This window comes from Vibrio sp. OPT24, assembly GCF_015163545.1.
Classification (GTDB): domain Bacteria; phylum Pseudomonadota; class Gammaproteobacteria; order Enterobacterales; family Vibrionaceae; genus Vibrio; species Vibrio cyclitrophicus.
Genome location: NZ_JADDYI010000020.1, coordinates 292562 through 310105 on the forward strand (window position 1 = coordinate 292562; position 17544 = coordinate 310105).

The 17544-nt window shown below is 44.1% G+C and carries 14 protein-coding genes and 1 pseudogene; 6 read left to right on the forward strand and 9 right to left on the reverse strand.

The window, feature by feature from the left end:
- On the forward strand, positions 1-560 hold a 560-nt coding region (locus IQO02_RS22090), incomplete at its 5' end, for a 4-phosphopantoate--beta-alanine ligase (RefSeq protein WP_228006019.1).
- 101 nt (positions 561-661) lie between these two features.
- Here the strand turns inward: IQO02_RS22090 and IQO02_RS06965 are convergent.
- The 3 genes from IQO02_RS06965 to IQO02_RS06975 all read right to left on the reverse strand — a co-directional run bounded on the left by IQO02_RS06965 (position 662) and on the right by IQO02_RS06975 (position 4319).
- A complete protein-coding gene (locus IQO02_RS06965; RefSeq protein WP_010435987.1) occupies positions 662-1432 on the reverse strand; it encodes an ABC transporter permease in 771 nt (256 codons plus the stop codon).
- A 1-nt stretch (position 1433) separates the two neighbouring features.
- The gene (locus tag IQO02_RS06970; protein ID WP_016768216.1) at positions 1434-2351 is read right to left on the reverse strand and encodes an ABC transporter ATP-binding protein; all 918 of its coding nucleotides are present in this window, start codon (positions 2349-2351) and stop codon (positions 1434-1436) included.
- 336 nt (positions 2352-2687) lie between these two features.
- Complete coding sequence (locus IQO02_RS06975; RefSeq protein ID WP_016786429.1) at positions 2688-4319, reverse strand: SulP family inorganic anion transporter; 1632 nt, start codon at positions 4317-4319, stop codon at positions 2688-2690.
- A 286-nt stretch (positions 4320-4605) separates the two neighbouring features.
- Between IQO02_RS06975 and can the strand changes: the two genes are divergently transcribed.
- On the forward strand, positions 4606-5265 hold the full coding sequence (gene can, locus IQO02_RS06980) for a carbonate dehydratase (RefSeq protein ID WP_010435977.1): 660 nt from the start codon (positions 4606-4608) through the stop codon (positions 5263-5265).
- An 86-nt stretch (positions 5266-5351) separates the two neighbouring features.
- On the opposite strand, the gene hpt is transcribed toward can, so the two are convergent.
- Positions 5352-5882, reverse strand: coding sequence for a hypoxanthine phosphoribosyltransferase (hpt, locus tag IQO02_RS06985; RefSeq protein WP_016784912.1), 531 nt, complete (start codon positions 5880-5882; stop codon positions 5352-5354).
- Between the two features lie 337 nt (positions 5883-6219).
- Between hpt and IQO02_RS06990 the strand changes: the two genes are divergently transcribed.
- Positions 6220-6825, forward strand: coding sequence for a LuxR/HapR/OpaR family quorum-sensing transcriptional regulator (locus IQO02_RS06990; protein ID WP_010435971.1), 606 nt, complete (start codon positions 6220-6222; stop codon positions 6823-6825).
- A 394-nt stretch (positions 6826-7219) separates the two neighbouring features.
- Here the strand turns inward: IQO02_RS06990 and lpdA are convergent, their stop codons facing one another.
- The 5 genes from lpdA to ampD all read right to left on the reverse strand — a co-directional run bounded on the left by lpdA (position 7220) and on the right by ampD (position 15384).
- Complete coding sequence (gene lpdA / locus IQO02_RS06995) at positions 7220-8650, reverse strand: dihydrolipoyl dehydrogenase (RefSeq protein WP_010435969.1); 1431 nt, start codon at positions 8648-8650, stop codon at positions 7220-7222.
- A 242-nt stretch (positions 8651-8892) separates the two neighbouring features.
- Positions 8893-10785, reverse strand: coding sequence for a pyruvate dehydrogenase complex dihydrolipoyllysine-residue acetyltransferase (gene aceF / locus IQO02_RS07000; RefSeq protein ID WP_016791287.1), 1893 nt, complete (start codon positions 10783-10785; stop codon positions 8893-8895).
- 30 nt (positions 10786-10815) lie between these two features.
- On the reverse strand, positions 10816-13479 hold the full coding sequence (gene aceE, locus IQO02_RS07005; RefSeq protein ID WP_016768210.1) for a pyruvate dehydrogenase (acetyl-transferring), homodimeric type: 2664 nt from the start codon (positions 13477-13479) through the stop codon (positions 10816-10818).
- Between the two features lie 62 nt (positions 13480-13541).
- On the reverse strand, positions 13542-14303 hold the full coding sequence (gene pdhR, locus IQO02_RS07010) for a pyruvate dehydrogenase complex transcriptional repressor PdhR (RefSeq protein WP_016768209.1): 762 nt from the start codon (positions 14301-14303) through the stop codon (positions 13542-13544).
- Positions 14304-14784: 481 nt separating this feature from the next.
- Positions 14785-15384 carry a 1,6-anhydro-N-acetylmuramyl-L-alanine amidase AmpD gene (ampD, locus tag IQO02_RS07015; protein ID WP_016791286.1) on the reverse strand — a complete coding sequence of 200 codons (600 nt, stop codon included), beginning with the start codon at positions 15382-15384 and terminating at the stop codon, positions 14785-14787.
- An 83-nt stretch (positions 15385-15467) separates the two neighbouring features.
- On the opposite strand from ampD, the gene nadC reads away from it, so the two are divergent.
- The 3 genes and pseudogenes from nadC to IQO02_RS22095 form a co-directional block, all read left to right on the forward strand.
- Positions 15468-16358, forward strand: a complete 891-nt coding sequence (nadC, locus tag IQO02_RS07020) for a carboxylating nicotinate-nucleotide diphosphorylase (protein WP_016768207.1) — start codon at positions 15468-15470, stop codon at positions 16356-16358.
- A 251-nt stretch (positions 16359-16609) separates the two neighbouring features.
- Complete coding sequence (locus IQO02_RS07025; protein ID WP_016793485.1) at positions 16610-17020, forward strand: pilin; 411 nt, start codon at positions 16610-16612, stop codon at positions 17018-17020.
- Between the two features lies 1 nt (position 17021).
- A pseudogene (locus tag IQO02_RS22095) lies at positions 17022-17544 on the forward strand (type IV-A pilus assembly ATPase PilB); the annotation flags it as partial.

The window sequence follows — 17544 nt, forward strand, 5'->3', positions numbered from 1 at the left end:
TCCCAGGTATATCTCACATGCTTGAAGGTGCATCTCGTCCGGGTCACTTCCGCGGCGTCTCAACGATCGTCACTAAACTGTTTAATATCGTTCAGCCAGATTTTGCATGCTTTGGTGAGAAAGACTTCCAGCAACTTACCATTATTCGCCAGATGACTACTGACTTAGCATTAGACATTGAAATCGTGGGGGTGGCGACGGTTCGTGAGATGGATGGCTTAGCGATGAGCTCTCGCAATAGCAACCTAACGATTGACGAACGTCAGCGTGCTCCGGTTCTTGCTCGCACTATGCGCTGGATCAGCAGTGCAATTCGTGGCGGCCGCGATGATTACGCGTCAGTTATTGAAGATGCAACAGACCAACTTCGAGCAGCCGATCTGCAACCGGATGAAATTTTCATTTGTGATGCCAATACGCTACAAGCTATTACTTCAGAATCGACTCAAGCTGTGATTCTAATGTCGGCTTTCTTGGGTAAAACGCGTCTTATCGACAACCAAGTTCTCGATTTGGTAACGGAAACGAAAGAAGAAGTGAAAGAAGAAACAGCGGAATAATCGCTTTCTTCTCTAAATGCAGAAAAACGCAAAATATAAAAAAGGTCGATATATATCGACCTTTTTCTTTGCCTGTCATTCCGAGACTTACAAGGAAGACATTAACTACGTAAGCCGATCCCCTTAGTGACTAAGTAATGTGCAATGCCATACAACAGCACGATAAACACACCTAGTACGCCAAACGATGTCACGATACCCACATCAGACACACCCAAGAAGCCATATCTGAACGCGTTTACCATGTACACGATAGGGTTCAACTTCGATACACCTTGCCAAAATTCAGGCAATAGACTGATAGAGTAAAACACACCACCAAGATATGTCAGCGGCGTTAAGATAAAGGTCGGGATAATAGAGATATCGTCAAACGTACGTGCAAATACAGCGTTGATTAAACCGCCCAGAGCGAACACAACAGACGTTAGAAATACCGTCGCAATAATCACCCCCCAATGATCAACTTGCAGGTCGACAAAGAATAGCGATACGAATGTGACTATGGTACCCACTAACAAGCCACGCACTACACCGCCCATTACGAAACCAGCAATAATCACGTAGTTAGGAACTGGAGCTACAAGCAGCTCTTCAATGTTCTTCTGGAATTTGGCACTAAAGAACGAAGAAGCAACGTTAGAGTACGAGTTGGTGATCACCGACATCATAATCAAGCCAGGAACAATATATTCCATATAGCTAAAACCGTTCATTTCACCAATACGCGCACCAATCAAGTTGCCGAAGATGATGAAGTAAAGTGTCATTGTAATCGCAGGCGGCACCAAAGTTTGCACCCAAATACGCGTGAAGCGATTGATCTCTTTGGTCAACAAGCTGCAGAAAGCGGTCCAATATAGGCTGTACATATTATTTACTCCCCTCACGGACGATACTCACGAATAGCTCTTCTAGACGGTTTGCTTTGTTACGCATAGAGAGGACTTTTACCTTTTGATCGCTCAATTGAGCAAAGATAGTATTCAAACCTAGGTTCTTGTCGATTTCAATTTCTAGCGAGCCATTTACCATCAATTGGCTATTCACGCCTTCTAGCTTAGGTTCAGTCGCGCCCTCTTCAAGATCCAAAATAAAGGTCTCTGCGCTCAACTTGCCTAGCAACGCTTTCATAGTTGTGTTCTCAATCAGCTCACCACGATTGATGATACCGATATTGCGACACAGCATTTCCGCTTCTTCTAGGTAGTGTGTGGTCAGAATAATGGTAATGCCCTGCTTCTCGTTGATCTCTTTCAGGAACTCCCACATAGAACGACGCAGCTCAATATCGACACCCGCAGTTGGCTCATCAAGAATCAGCAGCTGTGGCTCATGCATCAGTGCACGAGCAATCATCAAACGACGCTTCATACCACCAGATAAGTTACGTGCACGTTCGCCACGCTTTTCCCACAAATCTAATTGAGATAGATACTTTTTAGCGCGATCTTTAGCAAGTGCTTTCGGCACACCGTAGTAACCCGCTTGTTGCAGTACAATCTGCTCAACAGTTTCGAACGGGTTAAAGTTAAACTCTTGAGGCACTAAGCCTAGGTTCTGTTTCGCCAACTCCAGATCGGTATCAATGTCGTAGCCGAACACTTTAACCTTGCCTGAAGTCTTATTAACCAGTGAAGAGATAACACCGATGGTGGTCGACTTACCCGCACCGTTTGGACCAAGGAGCGCGTAAAAGTCGCCTTTTTCTACTTGTAAACTAACGCCCTTAAGAGCCTCGAAGCCCCCAGCATAAGTTTTTCTTAATTGCTCAATTTCTAATGCATACATAGAGATAGACTGCCATTTGCTATAGATAAGATGTAGACGACCGAGCTTGAGGAAGAGAGTAATGCTTAAAACGAGCTAGCAGAAAACTAACCCAAACTTGTTTACTCGGCCACTTTGCAAACAAGTCTATCGTTGATTGACGATTAATACAAATATCGTGTGAGAGTTTCTTTCGAAAAAAATAAGCATGCTGGCTACGTGAAGACCAAATCAACGTTCAATAAATATAAAAAATGCCGCTAAGTTATTCACTTAACGGCATTAATGATCAACCTTGAAGTGAGCGTCCAAAGCTTATTCATATCAGTTTATTCATATCATCTTATTACAGAATAATTAAACTGACTCAAATTGATGTTCATCTCTGTCGACATAGCTTGTTGCTGCCGTCAGGGCTTCATATCTAAATCGATAAGTATTGGATTCAGGTACGAGATCAAGCACGTGGAATTTCTCTAATTGCTGGCGAGTATTCTCGTTAGGGCACAGCAGGTACACTTCGCATTGTGCATCTAACGCATCTTTAATCGCGTTTTCTAATGCCAAGCCTACAGTGACATCAATCATCGGCACATCCGTCAGATCTAAAATCATAGCTTCATAATCAGAGATACTTGAGTGCTGACGCGAAATCGCCTTTGAAACACTGAAGATCATTGGGCCAGAGAGATAAAAGAACAACACCTTACCATTGGCACTATCCAGCAATTGACGTTCACTATCAGTCAACGGAATATCGTCTTCGTCATCACCATCACTAATGGCCTTAACCTGTCTGGCTTGCTCTCGGCTTAACCTTTCAATGATCAGGATATTCGAGATAAAAACGCCCAGTCCAACGGCGATGATCAAGTCAACAAAAACGGTTAGTAGCATCACGCCATACATCACTCCCATGCCTGCATAACTGACCTTATGTGCACGCTGGATGAAGCTCCAATCAAGTATGTTGAAACCAACATACATCGCGATACCCGCTAAAACCGCCATAGGAATCGGTTCGGTTAAGCCACCAGCAACCAAGACCACTAATGCCAGAACCAATGCACGAATGACGCCAGAAAGCGGAGAACGGGCACCCACCTGAATATTAGTCACGGTACCCATGGTCGCACCGGCACCAGGTAGTGCACCAAATAAGCCCGAAATCATATTCGCAATGCCCTGGCCGCGAAGTTCTTTGTCTGAATCATGCTCTTTACGAGTCAGTGAGTCTCCAATAACCGCGGTCAGAAGCGTATCAATACAACCAAGTGTACCCAGCACCAGAGCATCGATAACCATAGTGGTAAATTGCTCAGAGCTGATCGTAGGAATAACAAGAGAAGGTAAGCCCGCTGGTATCTCACCGATACGGCGAATAGAATCGGTATCAAAAATGATGACGGATAAAAGAGTAACAGCGACCAAAGCAACAAGCTGGGCTGGTACATACTTACGGTATTTCGCCGGAAAGCCGAAAAGGATTCCTAGCGTTAATCCACCTAAAAACAGTTCGCTTATTTTCAGGTTGGCTAAGGTATCAGGCAGCGCAGAAAGCGTTCCCATCACCCCACCAGATGGAGCAGCATGTCCTAACAATGGAGACAGTTGCAAGATAATAAGAATGACACCAATACCCGACATAAACCCGGAGATCACGCTATATGGCATCAACGTAACGTATTTTCCGAGCTTTAATGTACCGAGTAATATCTGAAAAGCACCTGCCATCATGACAACGGTAAAGGTCATTGCCATTCCGGTTTCAGGATACTTAGCCACCATGCTCGTCATCACTGCCGTCATGATCACCGTCATGGGCCCAGTAGGTTCAGATATCAGACTACTCGAACCTCCGAACAACGCCGCGAATAAGCCGACCATGATAGCGCCCCAAAGACCGGCTTCAGCGCCCGCGCCAGACGCGACACCAAATGCCAACGCTAAAGGCAATGAGATAATGGCTGTAGTCACACCGCCAAACATGTCACCTTTGAGACTGATATCCGAAAAACGACTTCCAAACAAAACACACCTTCCTGATGATGAAATGACAAACTTTATAACTTTAACAAATGAGTTAGTCAGACAGAAAGTGTTAATTCAATCACATTATTCATGACTTATAACCAGATGGTAGTTTATGTGCTAAGTTAGTGATTTTAACGACTAGAACACGTCAGATGAGTACGTGTTAACGCAGTTTTTACGGGATTGAATTTGTAACATTGTGTATAGTTACAATTCTTAATTAAGGGATGTAAGACGCAAAATGCCAGAGATTAAACAGCTTTTTGAAAACAACTCTAAATGGTCTGAAGAAATTCGATCTCAAAGACCTGAGTATTTTACAACGCTTGAAGAGGGTCAAAGCCCTGGTTTTTTATGGATAGGTTGTTCAGATAGCCGAGTACCGGCCGAACGCCTCACTGGTTTGTACTCCGGAGAACTGTTTGTTCACCGAAACGTGGCTAACCAAGTGGTCCATACTGATCTCAACTGCTTATCTGTTGTGCAATACGCGGTGGATGTACTCAAAGTTAAACACATCATTGTCTGTGGCCATTATGGCTGTGGGGGTGTGAATGCAGCTATTGATAATCCGAAGCTAGGCCTAATTAATAACTGGCTACTTCACATTCGCGACAATTACCTTAAGTACCGTAAGCAGATCGAATCTTTACCTCGTGAACAATGGGGTGATAAATTGTGCGAAATTAACGTCGCAGAGCAAGTCTATAACTTGGGCAACTCCACCATCATGCAGACCGCATGGGAACGTGGGCAAGATATTGAAATCCATGGTGTTGTTTATGGGATTGGTAATGGCAAGCTGCAAGATCTTGGCGTTCGTTGTTCAAGCAATGACACGTTAGAGAATAGCCACTTAGATGCGCTTGATAAGATCTTATCGACGCCCATTCTTGGTTAACGGTTATCTCTTAACGTTTAATAGACAAATATAAGAAAGGCTCGCATTGTGCGAGCCTTTTTTGTCACTATTTAACAGAGTAATAATTACTCTTGAGGTACAACTTTACCGATGTAAGGTAGGTGACGATACTTTTGTGCGTAGTCGATACCCACACCAACAACGAATTCATCAGGAATTTCAAAACCAATCCATTTAGTATCAACAATCACTTCACGGCGAGAAGGCTTGTCTAATAGCGTACAAATTTCGATGGATTTAGGACCACGTAGGCTTAGAATCTCTTTCACTTTAGTCAGTGTGTTACCTGTATCGATGATATCTTCTACAAGTAGAACGTCTTTACCTTGGATATCGTCATCAAGGTCTTTCAGAATACGTACGTCACGTGAGCTTTCCATACCGTTGCCGTAGCTAGATGCGGTCATGAAATCAACTTGGTGAGTTAAATCGATAGCACGAGCAAGATCTGCCATAAAGACAAAAGATCCACGTAATAAGCCAACTAAAACAAGATCTTCACTACCTTTGTAGTGTTCCGTGATCTGTTTACCTAGTTCATTCACTCGATCCTGAACTTCTTGCTCAGAGATCATGACTTCAACTGTATGCTTCATACTGCTCTCATTTTGTTGGGTGATTGCGACAAGTTTAGACAGTTCTGCCATGGGTGCCGCTCAATTTTGTGCGTAAGTCTAGCATTGCTCAAATACCCACACCACCTTACAGCTCGAATTTACTGTTAGATTCTCAATGAAATGTGCACAGCCCCCTTGTTACATACTCGCTTTCTTTCACATCCATGCTGATCACGCTTTATGTATCAAGTTTGATGTAACTGTCTATAAAATAAGCTCAAAGGATTGACCATTTGCATATGCACCATTACACTCATCTTGGCTTAAATAATAATAAAATCATTAATATAAAAAATTCGTTGGCAAGGAAAACAAAATGGACTCAATATCTAAGAGACCTAGAACTAGGCTTTCACCTTTAAAAAGAAAACTTCAATTGATGGAAATCGCACTTGAGGTATTCTCTCGCCGCGGCATTGGCCGTGGTGGGCACGCTGATATAGCTGACATTGCTCAGGTATCAGTTGCAACCGTGTTTAACTACTTCCCAACCCGTGAAGATCTGGTTGATGAAGTACTTAACCACGTCGTTCGCCAATTCTCTAACTTCCTTTCAGACAATATCGATCTCGATATTCACGCAAAAGAGAACTTACATAATATTGCGACTGAAATGGTGACGTTGGTGGCTCACGATTGCCATTGGTTGAATGTATGGTTTGAATGGAGCGCATCAACCCGTGATGAAGTATGGCCTCTATTCGTAACCACAAACCGCACTAACCAAATGTTACTACAAAACATGTTTAGCAAAGCGATAGAGCGTGGCGAAGTCTGTGACGACCACGACCCTAAGCACCTTGCGAATCTGTTCCACGGCATTTGTTACTCGCTATTCATTCAAGCGAAGCGTGTAGATACGCAAGAAGAACTTTCGACCTTGACGGATAGCTACTTAAACATGCTGTGCATTTATAAGTAGATTCGAGATTCGAGATTCGAGATTCGAGATTCGAGATTCGAGATTCGAGATTCGAGATTCGAGATTCGAGATTCGAGATTCGAGATTCGAGATTCGAGTAAAATGATTTAAGGATTGGCGTTTTGCGTCAATCCTTTTTTATTACCAATAGATTGCTATTTGTTGAAAGAGATTCCCTACAAGTATGATGACCAAATTTTCTTCAGATATAAAAAAACCGCTGACGAATCAGCGGCTTTTATAATCTAGATATGCTCAAAATAATTGGAGTTGCAGCTAGGCGACCCTTTCTTTGTTAAGTAACTAAAGTTCAGCCCTATGAGCATAGATTTACTATGTGATTAGGGTGAACTTACGCAGTTAACAACGCTGCGGCTTCAAGTATGAAGAGTATTTACTTTTTCTTTTTCACTGCTTTCTTATTTGGAAGGTCAGTGATTGAACCTTCGAATACTTCAGCAGCTAGACCAACAGACTCGTGTAGAGTTGGGTGAGCGTGGATAGTAAGTGCAATATCTTCTGCATCACAACCCATTTCAATTGCTAGGCCGATTTCGCCAAGAAGTTCACCACCGTTAGTACCAACAACAGCACCACCGATTACGCGATGAGTATCTTTATCGAAGATCATCTTAGTAACGCCGTCTGCACAGTCAGAGGCGATTGCACGACCAGAAGCAGCCCAAGGGAAAGTAGCAACTTCGTAGTTGATGCCTTCAGCTTTCGCTTCTTTCTCAGTCTTACCTACCCAAGCAACTTCTGGCTCAGTGTACGCGATTGATGGAATAACCTTAGGGTCGAAGTAGTGCTTCTTACCAGAGATAACTTCAGCAGCTACGTGACCTTCATGCACACCTTTGTGAGCAAGCATTGGTTGACCAACAACGTCACCGATCGCGTGGATGTGAGGAACGTTAGTACGCATTTGCTTATCAACATTGATAAAGCCACGCTCATCAACTTCGATACCCGCTTTTTCAGCGTCGATAAGTGCACCGTTTGGAACACGACCGATAGCAACAAGAACAGCATCGTAGCGCTCAGCTTCAGCTGGTGCTTTTTTGCCTTCCATTGATACGTAGATACCGTCTTCTTTCGCTTCAACAGCAGTCACTTTAGTTTCAAGCATTAGCTTGAACTTGTTCTTAATGCGCTTAGTGAAAACTTTAACGATATCTTTATCCGCAGCAGGGATAACTTGATCGAACATCTCTACAACTTCAACTTTAGAACCTAGAGAGTGGTAAACCGTACCCATCTCAAGACCGATGATACCGCCGCCCATGATAAGCAGTTTTTCAGGTACTTCGTTTAGTTCTAGTGCATCCGTAGAATCCCAAATACGTGGGTCTTCATGTGGGATGAAAGGAAGTTTGATTGGGCGAGAACCCGCAGCAATGATTGCGTTGTCGAAGTTAACCGTAGTTGCTTCACCTTCGCCTTCAACAAGAATGCTGTTAGGACCAGTGAACTTACCGAAACCGTTAACAACAGTAACGTTACGCATCTTAGCCATACCGCCAAGACCGCCAGTTAATTGATCAACTACTTTATCTTTCCAGATACGAATCTTGTTGATGTCAGTTTGTGGCTCGCCGAATACAACGCCGTGCTCTGCCATCGCTTTAGCTTCTTCGATTACTTTAGAAACGTGAAGAAGTGCTTTTGATGGAATACAACCAACGTTTAGACATACACCACCAAGAGTGCTGTAACGTTCAACTAGTACTGTTTCTAGACCTAAATCCGCACAACGGAATGCAGCTGAGTAACCAGCAGGACCTGAACCAAGTACAACAACTTGGGCTTTAATTTCTTTGCTCATTGTGACCTCTTGTAGTCATTATCCCTAACAGGCTGAGTAGATGTTCTTAAAATTATTGGGCTTTCAAACAGGAAACATTTTACAGAGATGTTAACAGTGTGAAAGTAGCTTTAAGTTAGCCTGTGAGCTAGACAACAATTCCCTCTCGCTTTCTTAGAAATGCGGGAAACTGTTCTCTAAAAATAGTCTTTATATAAAGAATTAAGGTGACCCGAAAGCCACCTTAATAATTACTTTCTCAATTACAGAACTAGACGACGAATGTCAGATAGTGCGCTGTTTAAGAAAGTAATGAAGCGTGCACCTTCTGCACCATCGATCACGCGGTGATCATATGATAGAGACAGTGGAAGCTGTAGACGTGGTTGGAACTCTTTACCATTCCAAACTGGCTTAATCTCAGACTTAGATACACCTAAGATACCTACTTCTGGAGCATTTACGATTGGTGTAAATGCAGTACCGCCAATACCACCAAGGCTAGAGATTGTGAAACAACCGCCTTGCATGTCTGCCGCAGTTAGCTTGCCAGAGCGTGCTTTCTTAGAAACAACCATTAGTTCTTCAGATAGCTCGTAAATACCTTTCTTGTTCACATCTTTGAAAACAGGAACAACTAGGCCGTTTGGTGTATCAACTGCGATACCCACGTTTACGTACTTCTTAAGAATGATGCTTTCGCCATCGTCAGAAAGAGACGAGTTGAATGCTGGGAATGCTTCTAGCGCTTTAGCAACAGCTTTCATGATGAACACAAGTGGAGTGATCTTCATACCAGTGTCTTTCTTCGCTTCGATTGCGTTCTGTTCTTTACGGAATGCTTCTAGCTCAGTGATGTCTGCGTTGTCCCACTGTGTAACGTGAGGGATCATTACCCAGTTACGGTGCAGGTTAGCGCCAGAGATCTTCTTAATCTTAGAAAGCTTCTGAACTTCAGTTTCGCCGAACTTGCTGAAGTCAACTTTTGGCCATGGTAGTAGACCAAGAGCAGAACCGTCACCGCCTTTGCCAGATGCCGCTGCACCAGACTCAAGACGCTTAAGTGCATCTTTAACGTAAGACTGAACGTCTTCTTTAAGGATACGGCTCTTACGACCAGTACCTTTAACCTTAGAAAGGTTAACGCCAAATTCACGAGCAAGACGACGAACTACAGGAGAAGCGTGCGCGTAGTCACCGTTCTCTTGGAAGTCGCCAGCTGCTGGAGCTACTGTTTCTGCTTTAGGTGCAGGTGCTGCTGCCGGAGCTGCTGCTTGTGCTGGAGCGGAAGCCGCTACTGCTACTGGAGCTGCGCCTTCCACAACGAAAGTCATAATTAGAGAGCCAGTTGACACTGTGTCGCCAGCTGCAATCTTGATTTCTTTTACTGTACCAGCGAATGGTGCAGGAACTTCCATTGAAGCTTTGTCGCCTTCAACAGTAATTAGAGATTGCTCTTCTTCTACTGTATCGCCAACTGCTACCATGATTTCAGTAACTTCTACTTCGTCACCACCGATATCAGGAACGTTTACTTCTTTTTCAGCTGATGCTGCTGGAGCCGCTGCAACTGGTGCCGCCGCTGGAGCAGGAGCTGCTGCAACTGGAGCGCCAGAACCTGCCACTTCAAATACCATCACTAGAGAACCAGTAGATACTGAATCACCAGAAGCGATCTTGATTTCTTTAACGATACCAGCGAATGGTGCAGGTACTTCCATTGAAGCCTTGTCACCCTCAACAGTAAGAAGAGATTGCTCTTCTTCTACTGCGTCACCGATAGCTACCATGATTTCGGTTACTTCAACTTCATCACCGCCGATATCAGGAACGTGAACTTCTTTAAGTTCTGCCGCTGCTGCCGCTGCAGGCGCAGCTACTGGAGCTGCCTCTGCTGCTGGAGCAGGTGCAGCTTCAGCTGCACCCTCGGCTTCGAAAATCATGATAAGAGAACCAGTAGAAACTGAATCGCCTTCAGCTACTTTGATTTCTTTAACAATACCTGCTTGAGACGCTGGAACTTCCATAGAAGCTTTGTCGCCTTCAACAGTGATCAGAGACTGCTCTTCTTCAACCTTGTCGCCAACGCTTACAAGAATCTCAGTAACTTCAACCTCATCCGCACCGATGTCAGGTACATTAATTTCGATTGCCATTGCTTATTTACCTTCTAGTTAAGCGCTGTATTAAGCGTATTGTGGGTTTGTTTTTTCAGTGTCGATATCGAATTTAGCAATTGCTTCAACAACTACAGATTTCTCGATATCACCACGTTTAGCCAGTTCAGTTAGCGCTGCAACTACGATGTAGCCAGCGTTAACTTCGAAGTGACGACGTAGGTTTTCACGGCTGTCAGAACGGCCGAAACCATCTGTACCAAGTACTTTATAAGACTCAGTTGGCATGTACGCACGTACTTGCTCAGCGTAATTCTTCATGTAGTCAGTCACTGCGATTGCAGGTTCTTTACCAAGAACAGTTGTGATGTACGGTACTTTTTCTTCCGCTTCTGGGTGAAGCATGTTGTCACGCTCTACCGCTTGACCATCACGAGTTAGTTCGTTGAACGACGTTACAGAGAATACGTCAGATGCTACGCCGTACTCTTCACTTAGAATTGCAGCCGCTTTACGCGCTTCGTTCATAATAGTACCAGAGCTCATTAGTTGAACTTTGCCCTTAGCACCAGCGTGAGATTCAAGCTTGTAAATACCTTTACGGATGCCTTCTTCAGCGCCTTCTGGCATTGCTGGCATTGCGTAGTTCTCGTTCATTACTGTTAAGTAGTAGTAAACATTTTCTTGCTCAGGACCGTACATGCGACGGATACCGTCTTGCATGATTACCGCTAACTCGTAAGCAAACGTTGGGTCGTAAGAGATACAGTTAGGTACTGTGTTCGCCATGATGTGCGAGTGACCATCTTCGTGCTGTAGACCTTCGCCGTTTAGCGTTGTACGACCAGCAGTAGCACCCAGTAGGAAGCCACGAGCTTGTTGGTCACCTGCTAGCCATGCCATGTCGCCAATACGTTGGAAACCGAACATTGAGTAGTAGATGTAGAACGGGATCATCGGTAGATCGTTTGTGCTGTATGACGTTGCAGCAGCAACCCATGAAGCCATAGAACCTAGTTCGTTGATACCTTCTTGAAGAACTTGACCAGACGTTGCTTCTTTGTAGTAAGAAACGATGCCTTTATCTTCTGGAGTGTAATCTTGACCGTGTGGGTTGTAGATACCAACCTGACGGAATAGACCTTCCATACCGAATGTACGTGCTTCATCACAGATGATAGGAACGATGTTCTTACCAATGTTCTTATCTTTAAGAAGGATGTTTAGCGTACGTACATAAGCCATAGTTGTAGAGATATCACGCTTCTGCTCACCTAGTAGAGGTGCGAATGCGTCTAGCTCAGGAACCTTGAACTCTTGTGTAAACTTAGGAAGACGTGCTGGAGTGTAACCGTGTAGAGCGTTACGACGCGCGTGCATGTATTCGTATTCAGCAGAACCTTCTTCCAGTTTTAGATATGGAAGTTCAGCAATTTTCTCATCTGATAGTAGGTCTTCAAGGCCTAGGCGATCACGCAGGTGTTGAACATGAGTCATGTCCATTTTCTTAACACCGTGTGCAATGTTCTTACCTTCAGCTGCATCACCCATGCCGTAACCTTTAACAGTTTTAGCTAGGATTACCGTTGGCTTACCGTTTGTCTCTTTTGCATTGTTGAATGCAGCAAACAGTTTAGAAGAATCGTGACCACCACGCTTAAGAGCGAAGATTTCGTCATCAGTCATATCAGCAACGAGTGCAGCTGTTTCTGGGTACTTACCAAAGAAGTGCTCACGTACGTATGCGCCATCTTTAGATTTAAATGTTTGGTAATCACCATCGATAGTTTCGTTCATTAGTTGAAGAAGCTTACCAGTAGTGTCTTTAGCCAGTAGTGAATCCCAGTTGCTACCCCAGATAACTTTAACAACGTTCCAACCTGCGCCTTTGAATAGGCCTTCAAGTTCTTGAATGATGCTACCGTTACCCATTACAGGACCGTCTAGACGCTGTAGGTTACAGTTGATTAGGAAACATAGGTTGTCTAGCTTCTCACGCGCAGCGAAAGAGATAGCACCACGTGATTCTGGCTCATCCATCTCACCGTCACCTAGGAACGCGTATACGCGTTGCGCTGAAGTTTCTTTCAGGCCACGGCCGTCAAGGTACTTAAGGAAGCGCGCTTGGTAGATCGCAGAGATAGGACCAAGACCCATAGATACTGTCGGGAATTGCCAGAACTCAGGCATCAGTTTCGGGTGCGGGTAAGAAGGGATACCTTTACCATCAACTTCTTGACGGAAGTTATCTAGCTGCTCTTCAGTTAGACGACCTTCAACGAATGCACGAGAGTAGATACCTGGAGAGATGTGACCTTGGTAATAAACTAGATCGCCACCGTCAGTCTCGTTTGGAGCACGGAAGAAGTGGTTGAAACATACTTCGTAGAACGCTGCTGCTGACTGGTAAGAAGCCATATGACCACCAAGGTCTAGGTCTTTCTTAGAAGCACGCAATACGATCATGATTGCGTTCCAGCGAATAATCGAACGAATACGACGCTCAAGAGTTACGTCACCAGGGTAAGCTGGCTCTTGTGCTGCTGGAATTGTGTTGATGTAGTTTGTGTTGATGCCTGTAGCCATATCAACACCATCTAAACGCGCTTTATCTAGAACTTGTTCTAGTAAAAACTGTGCACGTTCTACACCTTCTTCACGTACTACTGACTCAAGAGCTTCTAACCAATCTTGAGTTTCCAGAGCATCAACGTCATGCTTCATGTCAGACATGGCGATCTATCCTTTTTGTTAGTTGGATTCTACTAAACACGTAAAAAGCCGAAGTATTACGGCTATTTACCCTGTTGAATTCGACGTAGGGAACGTTCGCGACGCGACTCTTCCTTCGTCAAATCCAGCAATGTTTCTTCGATGTAAGCTAAATGAGAATGTGACATTTCACGTGCCTGTTCTGGCTGCCCTGAAACAATCGCATCTACAATGTTAGCTCGATGTATACTCACTTTCTCCACAACGTCTTTACGACGATGCAACAGCTTTAAATTCTCTAAGACGTTTTGTTCGAGTAACGGAGCCAAACTACGAACAATGTGCAATAACACCACATTGTGTGCAGCCTCTGTTAAAGCAATAAGAAAAGCCATCACTGCTGCAGATTCGGCTTCAATATCACCCTTATCTTGCGCACCATGAATCTTTTCTTGGCATGCTTGAATTCGAGCAAAGTCTTCATCAGTACCACGTAATGCCGCAAAGTAAGCCGAAATCCCTTCCATCGCATGACGCGATTCCAACAAGTCTAGTTGGGTTTCAGAATGGGATGACAACAAATTAAGCAAAGGATCTGAAAAGCTTTTCCAGATATTTTCGCTCACAAACGTACCTCCACCTTGACGGCGAGTAAGCAAGCGTTTTGCTTCTAAACGTTGTATGGCTTCTCGAATTGAAGGACGAGACACATCGAACTGTTTCGCCAGTTCGCGCTCTGGTGGCAGCTGCTGCCCAGGAGCCAGTGTTCCCTCCACAATCAACCTTTCTAACTCTTGTTCGATAACATCGGAGAGTTTTGGCTGACGAATCCTTTGATAAGCCATAGTTTGTTATTCTTCTTTTTCTTCGCTGACAATTGGTAATACCAATTTTAAGTTGCGCAGAAATTAACATAATTAAAACGCCACTGTCCAGTCTAAAATTGACCTGCATCATAGAATGCAGTGTGAATTAACCGTGATTTAACAAATGAAATTTAAAACAGCAACCCAATTGGTCTTACCATTTACAGGGGTAATACTTTTGGGGAGGATTCGTGCTAGAAAGTTTCAGGATAAAAATGAATTGTTTCAGAAAGATTAGTCAAACTAGGTCAAAAATCGAACCGAGCGCACATTAGAGACAGAAATTCTGTTCATAAGTCTTAATATTTAGGCGTTTGATAAGCGCGTCACACTCTGGATTTATTGATGCTTAGCTCCCAACCACTTTATTTACATAGCAACAACAAAAATTCACAAGTCATTATGCTAGGCGTTGATTATTCATACCTAGCTGTCAGTAACACCATTTAAAACTCGAAGCTTAGGCCTTGAGCTTTCTTTTGAATTTCTGCCAGTCGAAAACCAAACCAGGATCAGTCTTACGCAAAGGGGCAATATATTGATGTCCTGTGATGCGTTGTTCTGTGATCTCTGGAAAATTCGACATTAGAGTTTCAGTCAGCTGCGACAAGGATTGATACTGCTGCTCGGTATAAGCCGCAAAGTCACTGCCCTCGAGTTCAATACCAATAGAGTAATCATTACACCTTTCACGCCCAGCAAAACTCGACTGGCCAGCATGCCAAGCTCGGTCTAAGAACGAAACAAACTGTACCACTTCACCATCACGACGAATCAAACAATGGGCAGACACGCCCATTTGGTGAATCACCTGAAAAAACGGGTGTTCAGCGGGGTTCAATTTCCCAGTAAAAAATTGTTCAATATACGGGCCTCCAAACTCACCGGGAGGCAAACTAATATTGTGAACCACCAGCAAAGAAACATCATCAACACTAGGCCTAGCATCAAAATGCGGGGAAGGAACATGCCGAGCGTTGTCATACCATCCGTTGGAGCTGATCGTCATCTTAATCTCACTTTCTTTTCCGCTAACACAATAGATTGTGACTTTGCCCATAGAGCCGTCGTGCTAGCCTCTTTAATTTGAAGTTAAGCAAGAGTATCATTCCATTCCCACTCCCTTTCAAGATTAGATTTGCGATGAAAAACACACATAACAGCCACCAACGCCTTGACTACTTAAAAGAGCAACTGCCTCTAGAGATCACTCGTGCAGTGGCTGAGACTATCCGAGAAGATCTAGGCGGAACACTCGATCCAGCGGCTGATATTACGGCAAGTCTAATCCCAGCAGACGCAATCAACAGTGCAACCATTATTACCCGTGAACACGGCGTGTTTTGTGGTAAAGCTTGGGCTGATGAAGTGTTTAAGCAATTGGGCGGTGAAGTGACTATCGAGTGGAACGTAGAAGATGGCGACAAGGTTGAACCAAACCAAACGCTTTGCACGCTAACTGGCCCAGCACGCGCGCTGTTAACGGGTGAGCGTAATGCAATGAACTTCATTCAAACGCTTTCTGGCTGCGCGACGACGACGGCAACCTACGCAGATAAAATCAAGCACACAGAATGCCGCCTGTTGGATACGCGTAAAACGATCCCAGGCCTACGCAGCGCTTTAAAATACGCAGTCGCTTGTGGTGGCGGTTTCAATCATCGTATTGGTGTATTCGATGCTTACCTAATCAAAGAAAACCACATCATCGCCTGTGGTGGCATTGAGAAAGCTATCTCTACGGCAAAAGAGCTTAACCCAGGTAAACCTGTAGAAGTAGAGACAGAGAGCCTAGCAGAGCTAGAGCAAGCAATCAACGCGGGTGCAGACATCATCATGCTAGACAACTTCACTACCGACATGATGCGTGAAGCGGTTAAAATCAACACTGGCCGTGCGGCACTAGAGAACTCAGGTAATGTAACTCTAGACACTATTGCAGAGTTCGCTGAAACGGGGGTTGATTACATCTCGGTAGGCGCACTCACTAAGCACCTAAAAGCTATGGATCTATCAATGAGATTCAAAGCGTAATTTAGAATAGTAAATAACTTATGACTAAGGCACCGTTAATGACGGTGTCTTTTTTATTGCTTAATTTATCAGTATTTCAATCACTTATTTAAGTCGATCGCATAATTTTGCGCTCCATATGAAACATCGCACTAATAAATACCAAACCACTCGCGACCACACCTGAATACCATTCCACTTCCCCATTCCGACTTCTATTCTGTCAATCAACCAGTGCCTGCACTGAAATAACTAAACAATGGAATAGAACAATGAATAACAAAAGTAAAAGAACAAATCAGAAAGGCTTTACGTTGATTGAATTGATGATTGTGGTGGCAATTATTGGTGCTTTATCAGCGATCGCTGTACCTGCATATAAAGACTATGTATCCAAAAGCCAAGCATCTTCTGCATTAGCAACACTAAAAGCACTAATTACACCAGCTGAATTATTAATCCAAGAGGAAGGCAGCATTAGTGGCGGCGTTAGTGCGTTGGGGATTTCAGCTAGCTCAAACACTTTAGGGACTATCTCAGCTTCAGGCACTACCATTTCATTTTCGTTTGTAGACGGTAGCCTTGATGGTGACAGTATGACTATGAGAAGGAGTGCGGATACTGGTTGGTCATGTTCACTATCAGCCTCAAGCGCAATCCCTTCAATAGAAGGTTGCAACTAATTTGGGACTCACCAACCTCCCAACCGTTCTACGTCAGGCTGGCTTACTTAGCCTGGCTCAAGAACAAGCCGTTGCGGAACATGTACAAGCTTCAGGTGTTTCGACACCTGAAGCTTTGCTCGTTCTAGATTTCTTCAGCGGCGATTCCTTAGCAAACAACATTAAAACCATCTTCGGTTTACCCTTAGTACAACTTGCCAATACGGACTATGAAACCTTATGTGACCAATTAGGGCTTCGCGAACTGATTACTAAATATCGTGCTATCCCGATTTCAGTTTCTAGCTCCACTCTCACACTCGCTTCTGCCGACCCTACGGATTTACAAGCTGAAGATGACTTTCGATTCGCAACCGGATTACAGATTGAATTGGTTGTCGCTAATTACTCTGAATTAGAAGGCGTAATACGCAAGCTGTATGGTCGATCTATTTCCGGGCAAGATTCTAAGCGTAAAGAGATCACCCAAGATGAGCTAGCTAACCTCGTGAAGGTATCTGACGACGAAATAACGTCGATTGAAG

Excerpts from the sequence above, each read along its gene's own strand:
- IQO02_RS06965 (WP_010435987.1), bottom strand. The coding sequence starts at position 1,432 with ATGTACAGCCTATATTGGACCGCTTTCTGCAGCTTGTTGACCAAAGAG.
- IQO02_RS06970 (WP_016768216.1), bottom strand. The coding sequence starts at position 2,351 with ATGTATGCATTAGAAATTGAGCAATTAAGAAAAACTTATGCTGGGGGC.
- IQO02_RS06975 (WP_016786429.1), bottom strand. The coding sequence starts at position 4,319 with ATGTTTGGCGGTGTGACTACAGCCATTATCTCATTGCCTTTAGCGTTG.
- can (WP_010435977.1), top strand. The coding sequence starts at position 4,606 with ATGCCAGAGATTAAACAGCTTTTTGAAAACAACTCTAAATGGTCTGAA.
- hpt (WP_016784912.1), bottom strand. The coding sequence starts at position 5,882 with ATGAAGCATACAGTTGAAGTCATGATCTCTGAGCAAGAAGTTCAGGAT.
- IQO02_RS06990 (WP_010435971.1), top strand. The coding sequence starts at position 6,220 with ATGGACTCAATATCTAAGAGACCTAGAACTAGGCTTTCACCTTTAAAA.
- lpdA (WP_010435969.1), bottom strand. The coding sequence starts at position 8,650 with ATGAGCAAAGAAATTAAAGCCCAAGTTGTTGTACTTGGTTCAGGTCCT.
- aceF (WP_016791287.1), bottom strand. The coding sequence starts at position 10,785 with ATGGCAATCGAAATTAATGTACCTGACATCGGTGCGGATGAGGTTGAA.
- aceE (WP_016768210.1), bottom strand. The coding sequence starts at position 13,479 with ATGTCTGACATGAAGCATGACGTTGATGCTCTGGAAACTCAAGATTGG.
- pdhR (WP_016768209.1), bottom strand. The coding sequence starts at position 14,303 with ATGGCTTATCAAAGGATTCGTCAGCCAAAACTCTCCGATGTTATCGAA.
- ampD (WP_016791286.1), bottom strand. The coding sequence starts at position 15,384 with ATGGGCAAAGTCACAATCTATTGTGTTAGCGGAAAAGAAAGTGAGATT.
- nadC (WP_016768207.1), top strand. The coding sequence starts at position 15,468 with ATGAAAAACACACATAACAGCCACCAACGCCTTGACTACTTAAAAGAG.
- IQO02_RS07025 (WP_016793485.1), top strand. The coding sequence starts at position 16,610 with ATGAATAACAAAAGTAAAAGAACAAATCAGAAAGGCTTTACGTTGATT.